This is a genomic window from Variovorax sp. AC103 (assembly GCF_979254005.1).
In genome coordinates this window covers 466,075-478,776 of record NZ_CEEDFC010000001.1, presented here as the reverse complement: position 1 = coordinate 478,776, position 12,702 = coordinate 466,075, and the positions used below count along the sequence as shown (strand labels likewise).

General features: G+C 66.8%; 11 protein-coding genes. 8 read left to right on the top strand and 3 right to left on the bottom strand.

Annotated elements, in window-relative coordinates; translation table 11 throughout:
• The first annotated feature begins 10 nt into the window (after positions 1-10).
• The 7 genes from tssG to sbcB all read left to right on the top strand — a co-directional run bounded on the left by tssG (position 11) and on the right by sbcB (position 8,599).
• The gene (gene tssG, locus AC0IYU_RS02165; protein ID WP_472112730.1) at positions 11-1,120 is read left to right on the top strand and encodes a type VI secretion system baseplate subunit TssG; all 1,110 of its coding nucleotides are present in this window, start codon (positions 11-13) and stop codon (positions 1,118-1,120) included.
• On the top strand, positions 1,117-2,112 hold the full coding sequence (locus tag AC0IYU_RS02160; protein ID WP_472112508.1) for a type VI secretion system protein TssA: 996 nt from the start codon (positions 1,117-1,119) through the stop codon (positions 2,110-2,112). The genes tssG and AC0IYU_RS02160 overlap by 4 nt, the downstream gene beginning before the upstream one ends.
• Positions 2,109-2,705, top strand: coding sequence for a hypothetical protein (locus AC0IYU_RS02155; protein ID WP_472112505.1), 597 nt, complete (start codon positions 2,109-2,111; stop codon positions 2,703-2,705). Before AC0IYU_RS02160 ends, AC0IYU_RS02155 begins: the two co-directional genes overlap by 4 nt.
• A 137-nt stretch (positions 2,706-2,842) precedes the next feature.
• A complete protein-coding gene (gene clpS, locus AC0IYU_RS02150) occupies positions 2,843-3,202 on the top strand; it encodes an ATP-dependent Clp protease adapter ClpS (protein WP_435447940.1) in 360 nt (119 codons plus the stop codon).
• 67 nt (positions 3,203-3,269) lie between these two features.
• Positions 3,270-5,591, top strand: a complete 2,322-nt coding sequence (gene clpA, locus AC0IYU_RS02145; protein ID WP_472112501.1) for an ATP-dependent Clp protease ATP-binding subunit ClpA — start codon at positions 3,270-3,272, stop codon at positions 5,589-5,591.
• A gap of 122 nt (positions 5,592-5,713) precedes the next feature.
• Positions 5,714-7,159 (top strand): cardiolipin synthase, encoded by a 1,446-nt coding sequence (gene cls / locus AC0IYU_RS02140; RefSeq protein WP_472112498.1) that lies wholly within the window; start codon positions 5,714-5,716, stop codon positions 7,157-7,159.
• Positions 7,160-8,599: an exodeoxyribonuclease I gene (gene sbcB, locus AC0IYU_RS02135; protein WP_472112495.1), complete on the top strand. Its 1,440-nt coding sequence runs from the start codon at positions 7,160-7,162 to the stop codon at positions 8,597-8,599.
• A 24-nt stretch (positions 8,600-8,623) separates the two neighbouring features.
• On the opposite strand, the gene AC0IYU_RS02130 is transcribed toward sbcB, so the two are convergent.
• Positions 8,624-9,601: a Bug family tripartite tricarboxylate transporter substrate binding protein gene (locus AC0IYU_RS02130; RefSeq protein WP_472112492.1), complete on the bottom strand. Its 978-nt coding sequence runs from the start codon at positions 9,599-9,601 to the stop codon at positions 8,624-8,626.
• A gap of 69 nt (positions 9,602-9,670) precedes the next feature.
• Here AC0IYU_RS02130 and AC0IYU_RS02125 point away from each other — a divergent pair, with 69 nt between their 5' ends.
• The gene (locus tag AC0IYU_RS02125; protein WP_472112489.1) at positions 9,671-10,522 is read left to right on the top strand and encodes an NAD-dependent protein deacetylase; all 852 of its coding nucleotides are present in this window, start codon (positions 9,671-9,673) and stop codon (positions 10,520-10,522) included.
• Positions 10,523-10,551: 29 nt separating this feature from the next.
• Here the strand turns inward: AC0IYU_RS02125 and AC0IYU_RS02120 are convergent, their stop codons facing one another.
• On the bottom strand, positions 10,552-11,457 hold the full coding sequence (locus tag AC0IYU_RS02120) for an isocitrate lyase/PEP mutase family protein (protein ID WP_472112486.1): 906 nt from the start codon (positions 11,455-11,457) through the stop codon (positions 10,552-10,554).
• 28 nt (positions 11,458-11,485) lie between these two features.
• Positions 11,486-12,700, bottom strand: coding sequence for an ABC transporter substrate-binding protein (locus AC0IYU_RS02115; protein WP_472112483.1), 1,215 nt, complete (start codon positions 12,698-12,700; stop codon positions 11,486-11,488).
• Positions 12,701-12,702: the final 2 nt, after the last annotated feature.

Genomic DNA, 12,702 nt, shown 5'->3' with positions numbered 1-12,702 from the left:
CCTGCAGCCCATGCTCGAACGACTGCGCCAAGCGCCGTGGAAGTTCGGGTTTTTCTCCTTGCTTCGCCGGTTGGGGGCATCCCATGTGCAGCAACCTCCGATCGGGCTGGCGAACCGGCCTCAGCAGGAGCCGTTTCGCCTGGGCCAGACGGCTGCATTGATCTTCGCGCCCCGCGAGATCGCTCAAGCCGTGCTGCCCGGGGAGGCGCAGGCTCGCGTGCCTGGCGCTGCGCCGCCCCGCTCTGGGAACAACCCGCTGCTTCCGATGGTGCGCGTGTACGGCCTTGGCATGCTGGGGCCGAACGGGCCGTTGCCGCTCCATTACACCGAGATCGTTCGCGATCGCAGCGAGAACCACAACGACACGACGCTCGCCGATTTTCTCGATCTGTTTCACCACCGCTACCTGACGCACATGTATCGCGCATGGGCCCAGAGCCAGGCCGCGGCGGGCCTCGATCGTGCCGGCGACGAGGTCTTCAGCCGCTACGTGGCACGCTTGACGGGCCACGATCCGCTGGAGATCTGGGACTCGGTGCTGCCCGCGCACGCTCGGCTCGCGGCATCGACGCACTTGGCGCGGGAGTCCCGCAATCCCGACGGACTGGCCGCCGCGCTGGCGCGCTTCTTCGCGGTGCCTGTGCAATTGCAGGAGTTCGTGTTGCACTGGATTCGCATCGACGACGAAGACCGGAGCCATCTGGGGCAGGCACGCGCCTCCAGTGTCATGGGCGTGGGCGCAATGGCGGGCGAGGTCGTGGCCGACCGGCAGAACAAGTTCCGGCTCGTGCTCGGGCCGCTGAGCCTCGACCAGTACCTGCGCTTCACGCCGCAGGGGCGCGATCTGCCCTTGCTCGTGGAGTGGGTTCGGGGCTTCGTCGGCTATGAATTCGTGTGGGAGGTCGAACTGCGCGTGCACAACGAGAGCACGCCGCCCGCACGGCTCGAGGACAAGGAAAAGCTCGGCTGGTCGACGTGGCTGGGAGGGGCCGAAGGCGCGATGGGGCCCGGCGACAACACGGTCGGCATGGTGTTCGAGCCCGAGCAGTACATCGGTTCCCGTTCTTCTCACGATGCCGCGCGCGCTGCGTTTGGCGTCTTTTCTCCTGCCAATCCATGATCCTCGTCACCCCCTCCGAAAATTCTTCCGTCACCTTGCCGCTCAGCCCGACCGCTCCGTGCGGTCCCAGCCTGGAGTACGACTCGGAGTACGCGGTCCTGCTTTCGCGCCTGTCGCCGCGCGGGGATGCGCAATATGGCGAGTTCGTGGGCGTGCCGGACGCGCCGAACTGGGCCGACATCGAGCGGGACTGCCGGCGCTTGCTGTCGAGGACCCGGGATATCAACCTGTTCGTCTGGGTCTGCAGGGCCCGCACGCGGCTCGCCCAGGCGGCAGGACTCGCCCCCGCCCTGGCCGCCTTGGCTGAAGCCTTGCAGGCCTGGCCGGACGCGATTCACCCGCAACTGGTCGTGGAGGGCGAGCGCGATCCGGCCGTGCGTGCCAACGCCCTGGCGGCGTTGGCCGACCCTGAGGGCCTGCTGGGTGACGTGCGCGAGATCGTTGTGGCGGCGAACGCCGCGCGTCACCTGACCGTGCGGGAGGTCGAGCGCGCCTTCGCCGTGCCTCGGCAGGTCGGCTCTCCCAGCCCCGAGTGGATGGCGCAGCAACTGGATGGCTTGCGTCGGTCCGCCGCCGACGATGCCGAAGCCCCCGTCAGTCTGCTTGCGGCGGCGTCCAAGGCCGCACGCGAGATCGCCGCGTGGTCAGCGAGCAACCTGGGGCCGGACGCGCCACCGCTGAAGGCGTTGTGCGGCCTGCTGGCGCCGTTCGAACTGCCTGAACCGCAGGGTGAGGCCGCACCGACCGAAGGCGCTGAGGCCGACAGGCTCATCCAGAGGCCGCGCAGCCCATCCGCGCTTTCGCGCGACGATGTCCGCGACAGCATCCGTGACGCCCGCGAATGGTTCGAGGTCCACGAGCCCAGCAGCCCGGTCGCCGTCCTGCTCGGGCAGGCCGAGCGAATGGTCGGGCGACGCTTCTCGGAGGTGGCCGACGAAATTCCGCTCGATCTCGTGCGCAAATGGGACGCCGCGGGGGAGGGGGCTCGATGACTGTCCTCCTGCTTGGACTGCCCCTCGTCTGCTTCGTCGTCGGGATGCTGGGGGCGTTGCTGGCTGCCTGGCTTTGTGCGCGCAGTTCCCGTGCGCAGTTGGAGACCCAGCGGCATGCGTTCGAGCTGGCTCGCGAAAAGGCGGAGCGGGACCTGCACCAGGCCTTGCTGTGCGTGCCTCAGTGGATGCAGCAAACGGTTCGTGTGGAGCTCGAGTTCCTGAGCAGACAGCAAACCGAGCGATGGAAGGAGTTGGTGAGCGACCAGCACCGTTGGCAGGCCGTGCAGGACGGCCTGCGCGAGGCCGAATGGCAGGCCCTGCTGACGGGCTCGCCGGCCCGGCGCCCTCCGATGGTGCCGGGTCCGGTGTATGCCGCCCGGGCGCCATCTGGTCAGGCGGTGCCTTTGACCTCGCTTGCCAAGTCACCCGAGCCGCAAAAAATCAAAGATCCCCTGCCACGTCCCGCGGCTGAACCTGAGCAGGAGCTGACCGACGAGGAAATCGACGCCTTGCCGCCCGATTTGCCAATGCCCACGCGGGTGCGCGGCAGAAAATTGCAGGCACCCAAGAGGCCCGTCCTGCGCAATTTATGAAAGACCGGCGGCCCGCCGGTTTTTTTATGAGCGATTTCTGTTGTCGCACACGCCGCAAGGGCCTTGATTTGTCGAATACGCGCCACCAAGTCTCTCTGCGTCGGCACGGTGCTTGCACGCTCTATAGAATCTTTTTCATGGCAACGAGAATTCCCAAGACTCCCAACACCCCACCGGCGCAGAAACCCGCTGGGGACGACGGAGATTCGGTCGTCCTGGAGCGCCGGCCGCAGAAAACTGCGCCGCCCCAGATGTACCAGGTGGTCATGCTGAACGACGACTACACCCCCATGGAGTTCGTGATCGTCGTTTTGCAGGAATATTTCAGCAAGGATCGCGAAAGTGCGACCCAGATCATGCTCAAGATCCACCTCGATGGCCGCGGCGTCTGTGGGGTCTATTCCCGCGACATGGCAGCCACCAAGGTCAACCAGGTGATGGAAGCGGCGCAGCAAGCCGGGCATCCGCTGCAATGCGTCAGCGAACCGGTTGCATGAACCAGTTGAATTGCGCAAGCTACAACCCATCTGAGAACTTATTTACAGCAAGGCAAAAGGAAATCACATGATTGCCCAGGAACTGGAAGTCAGCTTGCACATGGCCTTCGTCGAGGCCCGGCAGCAGCGCCACGAGTTCATCACCGTGGAGCATCTGCTGCTCGCTTTGCTGGACAACCCGAGCGCCGCGGAAGTTCTGCGCGCCTGCTCGGCCAACGTCGACGACCTTCGGGCGTCGCTCACCAACTTCATCAAGGACAACACGCCGCAAGTGGCGGGTACCGACGATGTAGACACCCAGCCTACGCTGGGTTTCCAGCGCGTGATCCAGCGCGCCATCATGCATGTGCAGTCCACCGGCAACGGCAAGAAGGAAGTCACCGGCGCCAACGTGCTGGTCGCGATCTTCGGTGAGAAGGACTCGCACGCCGTCTACTACCTCCACCAGCAGGGCGTGACCCGCCTCGACGTGGTCAACTTCATTGCCCACGGCATCAAGAAGAGCGACCCGCCGGAAGCCGTCAAGGGTAGCGGCGAAGCTCCCCAGGGCGAAGGCGAAGAGGGCGGCGGCGAACGCAACGAGAAGGCATCGCCGCTCGAGCAGTTCACGCAAAACCTCAACCAGCTCGCCAAGGACGGCAAGATCGATCCGCTGATCGGCCGCGAATACGAGGTCGAGCGCGTCATCCAGATCCTGTGCCGCCGGCGCAAGAACAACCCGCTGCTGGTGGGTGAAGCCGGCGTCGGCAAGACCGCGATTGCCGAGGGCCTCGCCTGGCGCATCACGCAGGGCGACGTGCCCGAGATCCTTGCCGAAGCGCAGGTCTACTCGCTCGACATGGGCGCATTGCTGGCAGGCACCAAGTACCGCGGTGACTTCGAGCAACGCCTGAAGGGCGTGCTCAAGTCGCTCAAGGACAAGCCGAACGCCATCCTGTTCATCGACGAAATCCACACCCTGATCGGTGCGGGGGCAGCCTCGGGCGGCACGCTCGACGCGTCGAACCTGCTGAAGCCGGCGCTCTCTAGCGGCCAGCTCAAGTGCATTGGTGCGACCACCTTCACCGAGTACCGCGGCATCTTCGAGAAGGACGCGGCCCTGTCGCGTCGCTTCCAGAAGGTCGACGTGGTCGAGCCGACGGTGCAGGAAACCGTCGACATCCTGAAGGGCCTGAAGTCGCGCTTCGAGGAACACCATGGCGTGAAGTACGCGGTGGCGGCCCTCCAGGCTGCCGCAGAGCTCAGCGCCAAGTACATCAATGACCGTCATTTGCCCGACAAGGCCATCGACGTCATCGACGAGGCCGGTGCGGCCCAGCGCATCCTGCCGCCGAGCAAGCGCAAGAAGACCATCAGCAAGGCGGAAGTCGAGGAAATCGTGGCGAAGATCGCGCGCATTCCCCCGGCGAACGTCAGCAACGACGACCGCGGCAAGCTGCAGACCATCGAGCGCGACCTGAAGAGCGTGGTGTTCGGCCAGGACAAGGCGCTCGAAGTGCTCGCCTCGGCGGTCAAGATGGCGCGTTCGGGCCTGGGCAAGGGCGACAAGCCGATCGGCTCGTTCCTGTTCTCCGGCCCCACGGGCGTCGGCAAGACCGAAGCCGCGAAGCAGCTCGCCTACATCATGGGCATCGAGTTGATCCGCTTCGACATGTCGGAGTACATGGAGCGTCATGCGGTGAGCCGCCTGATCGGCGCGCCTCCGGGCTACGTCGGTTTCGACCAGGGTGGTCTGCTGACCGAAGCCGTCACGAAGAAGCCGCACTCCGTGCTGCTGCTCGACGAGATCGAGAAGGCGCACCCGGACATCTTCAACGTGCTGCTGCAGGTCATGGACCACGGCACGCTGACGGACAACAACGGGCGCAAGGCCGACTTCCGCAACGTCATCATCATCATGACGACGAACGCGGGCGCCGAGACCATGAACAAGGCGACCATTGGCTTCACCAACCCGCGCCAGGCAGGCGACGAAATGGGCGACATCAAGCGCCTGTTCTCGCCTGAATTCCGCAACCGGCTGGACGCCATCGTCAACTTCAAGCCGCTCGACGAAAACGTCATCCTGCGCGTGGTCGACAAGTTCCTGCTGCAGCTGGAAACCCAGCTCAGCGAGAAGAAGGTGGAAGTCACGTTCAGCGACAAGCTGCGCAAGCACCTGGCCAAGAAGGGCTTCGACCCGTTGATGGGCGCGCGTCCGATGCAGCGCCTGATCCAGGACACGATCCGTCGTGCACTGGCCGACGAACTGCTGTTCGGCCGCCTGACCGACGGCGGCCGCCTCGAAGTCGACCTCGACGACAAGGACGAAGTGCTGCTCGACATCCAGCCGCTGCCGAAGAAGGAAGGCAAGTCGAAGCCCGAAGCGGAAGAAGCTGCAACGGGCTGAACGAACCGTGCAATCCGTGGCCAATGAGGCCACGGAGCCGCCTCCAAAGGCCGGTAGCATCACGCTGCCGGCCTTTTTCTTTGGCCGGTGCATCCGCACCGCCGCTTCAACTCGCTTTTGTCTTGATCCTCCCCGTCCTCAGCCCCGAATGGAAAACCGGCCTCTCCCTGGCCTGGAGCGGCTACATCGCCGTGCTGTCGATCTGGATCGTGATGCAAAAGCGCGCGCCGGTGTCGACCATGAGCTGGATCCTGTCGCTGGCGCTGCTGCCGTTCGCAGGCTTCGTCATCTACTACTTCCTCGGGCCGCAGCGCCTGCGCAAGCAGCGCATCAAGCGGCTGCGCAGCCGTGCCAGCGCCTATGCCCAGGCCGATGTCGCGCTCCTGCGCGACGTGGCGCAGAGCGCGCCACCGGCCCTGCAGCAGATGGCACGGCTGGGCACCGCGACCTGCGGGCTGCCGGTGTCCAGCGCCGTCGACGTGGCGCTGCTGTCGGGCGGCGCGCGCACCTTCGACGCCATCTTCGAGGCGGTGCGCGCCGCGCAGAACCACATCCACCTCGAGTACTACATCTTCGAGCCCGACAAGATCGGCACCGCGCTGCGCGACCTGCTGGTCGAGCGTGCGAAGCAGGGCGTGACGGTGCGCCTGCTGATCGATGCGCTGGGCTCCAAGCGCATCGGCCGCAAGTTCATGGCGCCGATGCACGAGGCGGGCGTCAAGGTGGCGCTGTTCCACGACACCAAGATCGGCCGCCGCCTGCGCCCGGTGACCAACTACCGCACCCACCGCAAGATCGTGGTCTGCGACGGCCGCGTAGGCTTCACGGGCGGCGTGAACATCACCGACGAGGAAGACAAGCGCACCAACCCCGACGCGTACCACGACGTGCACCTGCGCATCGAGGGCAGCGCGGTGCGCTGGCTGCAGACCACCTTTCTCGAAGACTGGACCTACGCCACCGGCGAAGACCCGCGCGGCATGGACGACACCATGGCTGCGATGCTGCCGCAGCTGGAGGCGGGCGACATTCCGGTGCAGATCGTCACCAGCGGCCCCGACAACACGCTCGAGGCCATCCACCGCGTGCACGTGGAGGCCATCCATTCGGCCACGCACCGTGCGTGGCTCACCACGCCGTACTTCGTGCCGGGCGAGCCCGCGTTGATGGCGCTCACCAGCGCCGCGCTGCGCGGGGTGGATGTGCGCCTGCTGGTACCGCGTCGCAGCGACTCGGCCATCGTGAGCGCCGCGGCGCGCTCGTACTTCGACGAGCTGATCGCCGCTGGCGTGAAGGTGTGGGAGTACAAGGCGCGCATGCTGCACTCCAAGACCCTGGTGGTCGACGACCATTGCGCAATGATCGGCACCGCCAATTTCGACAACCGCAGCTTCCGCCTCAACTTCGAGGTCTGCGCCGTGGTCTATGGTCCGGAACTCGCCCGCCCGCTGGCGGCGCAGTTCGAGACCGACCTGCACAGTTCCGGCGCGGTGCGCGCCCACCGGCCACAGAAATTCTGGCGTCGCCTCGGCGATGCCGTTGCGCGCTTGTTTTCACCCCTGCTCTGAATGAACCACACCTTTCTCTGGCACGACTACGAAACCTTCGGCGCCGTGCCGCGCCGTGACCGCCCCTCGCAGTTCGCCGCCATCCGCACCGACGCCGAGCTGAACGAGGTCGGCGAGCCGCTCATGGTCTATTGCAAGCCTGCGCCGGACTACCTGCCCAGCCCCGAGGCCTGCCTGATCACCGGCATCACGCCCCAGGTGTGCCTGGAGCGCGGCATTCCCGAGCACGAGTTCGCCGCGCAGATCGAGCAGGCCTTCTCGCAGCCCGGCACCATCGGCGTGGGCTACAACACCATACGTTTCGACGACGAGGTCACGCGCTTCCTGTTTTGGCGCAACCTGATCGACCCGTATGCGCGCGAATGGCAGAACGACTGCGGCCGGTGGGACCTGCTCGACGTGGTGCGCCTCACCTACGCGCTGCGCCCCGACGGCATCGAGTGGCCGAAGAAGGAAGACGGCAAGCCCAGCTTCAAGCTCGAAGACCTGGCGCGCGCCAACGGCCTGCTGCACGAGTCGGCGCACGATGCGCTGTCGGACGTGCGCGCCACCATCGCGCTGGCCCGGCTGATTCGCGACAAGCAGCCCAAGCTGTTCGACTTTGCCTTCGGCCTGCACAAGAAGGACCGCGTGGCCACCGAGCTCGGCCTGCCCGCGATGTGTGAAACGGCCAAGCCCTTCCTGCACGTGTCGGGCATGTTCCCGGTCGAGCGCGGCTGCATCGCCGTGATGTGGCCGCTGGCCAGCCACCCGACCAACAAGAACGAGCTGCTGGCCTGGGACCTGGCGCACGACCCCAGCGAGTTGCGCGACCTGGACGCCGACACGCTGCGCCTGCGACTGTTCACCCGCACCGCCGACCTGCCCGAAGGCATGGTCCGCCTGCCGGTGAAGGGCATTCACCTGAACAAGTCGCCGATGGTGGTGGGCAACCTGCGCACGCTCGCGCCGGCCATGGCCGAGCGCTGGAACATCGACCTCGACGCGGCCATGCGCAACGCCGCCATCGCGCGCGACCTGCCCGACATGAGCGCCATCTGGTCGCAGGTGTACGCGCGGCCGAAGGAGGCCGCGCCCGATGTGGACGAAGACCTCTACGGCGGCTTCGTCGGCAACGCCGACCGCCGCCGCCTGAACCAGCTGCGCTCTCTGTCGCCCGAAGAGCTGGCCAAGGACCGCACCGGTTTCGACGACGGCCGGCTCGACGAGATCCTGTTTCGCTACCGCGCGCGCAACTGGCCCGAGCTGCTCAGCGAAGAGGAAACCGAGCGTTGGGAAGCCCTGCGCGTGGCCAGGCTCTTCAAGGGCGAGGGCGGGGCGCGCACCATCGAGATGCTGTTCAGCGAGGTCGATGCACTTTCGGAGACCGCCGACGAGCGCGGCGAGGAAATCCTGGGCGCACTCTACGAGTACGCCGAGGCCATCGCGCCGGAGGCCTGACCCATCGTTTGCCGTGCGACGGATCTACAGCTTGATCCCCGCGCCCTTCACCGTCGGCCCCAGCACGTCCACCTGCTCCTTCACGAAGCGGTTGAACATGGCCACCGTCTCCGGCTGGGCCACGATGCCCAGTTCGGTCAGCTTCTTCTGGATCTCGGGCATCACCAGCACTTCGTTGCACGCGGCGTTGAGCCGCGCCACCACGTCCGGCGCAAGCCGGGCAGGGCCGGACAGGCCGAAGAAGTTCTCCAGCACCAGCTTCGGCTGGTGGAGCTCGACCATGGTGGGAACCTCCGGCATCAGCGGGGAGCGCTGCGTGCCCGTTACCGCCAGCGGCACCAGCTGGCCGCTCTTGAAGAACGGCACGTAGGACGTGATGACGTCGATGCCGACGGGAATGGTGTTGGCGATCAGGTCGGTGGTCATGGGTGCGCCGCCTCGGTAGGGCACGTGCACCATGTTGAGCCCGGTGGTCTTCTTGAGCAGCTCGCCGTGGATGTGTCCGATCGAGCCCGGGCCGCCCGAGCCGAAGTCCATGCGGCCTTCCTTGCGCGCCATGGCCTCGAAGTCCGCATAGGTCTTCAGGCCGGACGGCTTGCTCGCCATGACCACCAGCGGCGCGGCGCCCAGGTAGGCGACGTGGCTGAAACCCGCGACCGGGTCATAGGGCTGCTTGTCGAGCGTGAAGGGGCCGAGCGCGATCGGCGTGGTGTTCGACAGCATCAGCGTGTAGCCATCGGGCGGCGCCGCCGCAACCTGTGCGCCGCCGATCGTGCCGCCCGCGCCGGGCTTGTTGTCCACGACCACGGGCTGCCCGAGCTTCTTGGTCAGTTGCTCGGCCATCACGCGCGCCAGCACGTCGCTGGAGCCGCCCGGCGGAAAGGTCACGACGACCTTGATTGCCCGGTCGGGCCATTGGGCGAAGGCCGGCAGTGCGGCAGACGCGACGCCTGCGGCCAGAAGTTGCAGCGCACTGCGGCGCGTGGGATGAAAGGGGGGCATGGCGTTCTCCGCGGACGGGTAAGAACAGGGCTCTTAGCAGGAATCAGGCCGCCGACTTATGCTGCCCGCATGACCGCTCCAGCCGCCGCGCTCGCCGACTTCGCCACCCGACACCCCAAGCTCTTCGTGCTCACCGGCGCGGGATGCAGCACCGAGTCGGGCATTCCCGACTACCGCGACGTGAAGGGCGAATGGAAGCGCCCGTCGCCCGTCACCTACCAGGCTTTCATGGGCGAGGAGTCCACCCGCCGCCGCTACTGGGCGCGCAGCCTGATCGGCTGGCCGACGATGGCCGGTGCCCGCCCCGGTGCGGCGCACCGCGCGCTGGCGCAGCTCGAAGCGGCCGGGCGCGTGGGCCTGCTGCTCACGCAGAACGTCGACGGCCTCCACGAGGCCGCCGGGAGCCGGGGCGCCATCGACCTGCACGGGCGCATCGACACCGTGCGTTGCATGGGCTGCGAGCGGCGCACCACGCGCGCCGACCTGCAGCTGGCACTGCGCGAGCGCAACCCGCACTGGGCCGCACTCGAGGCCCGCGCCGCGCCGGATGGCGATGCCGACCTTGAAGGCCACGACTTCTCCGCTTTCGACGTGCCCGCCTGCGTCCACTGCGGCGGCCTGCTCAAGCCCGACGTGGTGTTCTTCGGCGAGAGCGTGCCCAAGGAGCGCGTCACGGCCGCCTTCGCGGCGCTCGAAGCAGCCGATGCGGTGCTGGTGGCCGGCTCGTCGCTGATGGTGTATTCGGGCTTTCGCTTCGTGCAGGCTGCGGCCGCGGCGGGCAAGCCTGTGGCGGCGGTGAACCTGGGGCGCACGCGGGCCGACGATTTGCTCACGCTGAAGGTGGAGCAGCCGGTGGGCGAGGCGCTTTCGGCGCTCGCGCGGCAATGGGTGCCCAAGGCGCAGCCCGACAGCGTGAACTGAGGGCGTGCGACAGCGGCTTCAGGTCGCGTTCAGGCCGCGCGCTTCAGCGGCGCCGCATCGGCCTCGTAGTACGCCTGGCGTTCCTCGACAGCGTTCCAGCCGATGATTTCCTTGAATGCCGGCATGGTCGTCTGTCCGCTCGGCAGGCCGTCGACGTCGCCCGTGCGGCGCTCCGACAGCACCTGCAGGTTGGCCTGCAGCGCATGCACGGTGCTCATCAGCGTGACGATCGGGTAGGTGGCAAAGGCCGCCACCGATTCGATCTGCGCACGGCTCAGCTTGGCCATCCACAGGCCCTGCATCAGCTGCAGCGACAGGCGACGGCCGGTAGCTTCCTTCAGCTTCACCAGGTCGTCGTAGCCCTTGAAAGTGCGCGAGATCGGCTGGATCAGGTCGGCGCCGGCCTCGGCGTACTGGCAGGCGCGGTCGATGGCGTCCGACGGGTCGATGGCGTCGGTGCGCGCCACGATCAGAAAGTCGGGGTCCTGGCGCGCGTCCACCGCCGCCCGGATCTTCGCCACCGCGTCGCGCACCGGCACCAGCGGCATGGTGCTGGCGGCGGCGGGGCAGCGCTTGGGGCTGAACTGGTCCTCGAGCGATATGGCGGCCACGCCGGTCTTCTCGAACTCGCGCACGGTGCGCGCCACGTTGATCACGTTGCCGTAGCCCGTGTCGGCGTCGGCAAAGATCGGCTTCTTGACGATGTTGGCGATGCGGTTCACCACGCCGACGTTTTCCGTCAGCGTGTACAGCTCCACGTCGGGCTGCCCCAGCAGCGAGGCCGAAATGCCGAAGCCGGTGGTGAAGATGCCGTCGAAGCCCGACTGGTCGACGAGCAGCGCCGACAGCGCGTCCTGCGCGCCGGCCATCCAGAAGGTGGGGCCGGAGGTGATGCGCGCGCGCATGGTCTTGCGGACGGACGTTGTGGAAGTCATGGAAAGTCTCCTTGAAAAGGGGGTGAGATCAGCGCTTGACGGGGTCGATGTAGCCGCCGAGCGAAACGAACTTCTGGTCCTTGAGTTCCATCAGCGCCACGCCAGTCTGGCCGCGCCGCGCATAGCCGCCCGCGCCCAGCGGCTGGAAGGAAATCTTCGGGCCGATCTTCTGGTCGAAGCTGTTCATCGCGTCGAGCGCGGCCACCACCTTGGCGCGGCTGGGCTCGTTGCCCGCGCGCTTGAGCGCCTCGACCGCCACGGCCGCCGCCGAGTAGCCCATCAGCGCCGTGGACGAGGGCGCCGACTTCGGATACAGCCTGGTGTAGCGCGCGAAGAAGTCCTTGATGGCCGGGTTGTCGCCCTCCACCGCGTCGTAGTACGAGGCCACGTACAGCTTGGCCGGGCTCTTGCCCAGCAACTCGACGAACTTGGGATCGTTCAGGCCGCCCGCGCCGAACACCGTCGGCTTCCAGCCGAGCTTTTCCGCGCCGCGAAAGAACAGCACCGCCTCCTGGCCCAGCGCGTAGACGATCACCACGTCGGGCTCGGCCTGCTTGAGCTTGAACACCTGCGAGGTGATGTCGGTGGCAAAGCGCTCGAAGCTTTGCGCCTCGACCAGTTTCAGCCCGTGCTTTTCCAGCTGCTTGCCCGCGATGTCGTAGGCCGGCTTGCCCCAGCCGTCGTTCTGGTAGAGCATGGCGATCTTCTTCGCCTTCAGCTTCTCCACCGCGTAGTCGATGTAGGCGGCGGTCTCGGTCGACTGCGGCGAGGGCAGCACGTAGAGCAGTTCGCGCGGCGGCGTGCTCGTCAGGTCGGAGATGCTCAGCGCACCGATGGTCGGCACCTTCTTCGTCGAGCTGTATTCGTAGGCGCTGATGTTGGTGGCGTGGCCGATGTTGCCCACCATCGCGAACACGTTGTCGCGCTCGATCAGCAGCTTGGCGTTGGCCACCGACTTCGCGGGCTTGAGTTCGTCGTCGTAGGTGATGAGCTTGATCTTGCGGCCGTTCACGCCGCCCTGTTCGTTGACCATGTCGAAGTAGGTGCGAATGCCTTCATCGACCGCCTTGCCCATGTAGGCCAGCGTGCCCGACATCGGCTGCGACGAGCCGAGCACGATCTCCTTGTCGAGCACGCCTTCGGCCTTGTTCTCGAAGGCGAAGGCCAGGGGCGGCAGCGCGGCTGCGAAGAGCAGCGCGGCGCCGGTGGCGAGGGCGGTTCGGCGCGGGGCGGAATGGGTCATGG

Bases quoted from the DNA above. Each gene is read 5' to 3' on its own strand.
- AC0IYU_RS02160 (WP_472112508.1), top strand. From the start codon at position 1,117: ATGATCCTCGTCACCCCCTCCGAAAATTCTTCCGTCACCTTGCCGCTC.
- tssG (WP_472112730.1), top strand. From the start codon at position 11: ATGCTCGAACGACTGCGCCAAGCGCCGTGGAAGTTCGGGTTTTTCTCC.
- AC0IYU_RS02115 (WP_472112483.1), bottom strand. From the start codon at position 12,700: ATGACCCATTCCGCCCCGCGCCGAACCGCCCTCGCCACCGGCGCCGCG.
- AC0IYU_RS02125 (WP_472112489.1), top strand. From the start codon at position 9,671: ATGACCGCTCCAGCCGCCGCGCTCGCCGACTTCGCCACCCGACACCCC.
- clpS (WP_435447940.1), top strand. From the start codon at position 2,843: ATGGCAACGAGAATTCCCAAGACTCCCAACACCCCACCGGCGCAGAAA.
- clpA (WP_472112501.1), top strand. From the start codon at position 3,270: ATGATTGCCCAGGAACTGGAAGTCAGCTTGCACATGGCCTTCGTCGAG.
- AC0IYU_RS02120 (WP_472112486.1), bottom strand. From the start codon at position 11,457: ATGACTTCCACAACGTCCGTCCGCAAGACCATGCGCGCGCGCATCACC.
- AC0IYU_RS02155 (WP_472112505.1), top strand. From the start codon at position 2,109: ATGACTGTCCTCCTGCTTGGACTGCCCCTCGTCTGCTTCGTCGTCGGG.
- AC0IYU_RS02130 (WP_472112492.1), bottom strand. From the start codon at position 9,601: ATGCCCCCCTTTCATCCCACGCGCCGCAGTGCGCTGCAACTTCTGGCC.
- sbcB (WP_472112495.1), top strand. From the start codon at position 7,160: ATGAACCACACCTTTCTCTGGCACGACTACGAAACCTTCGGCGCCGTG.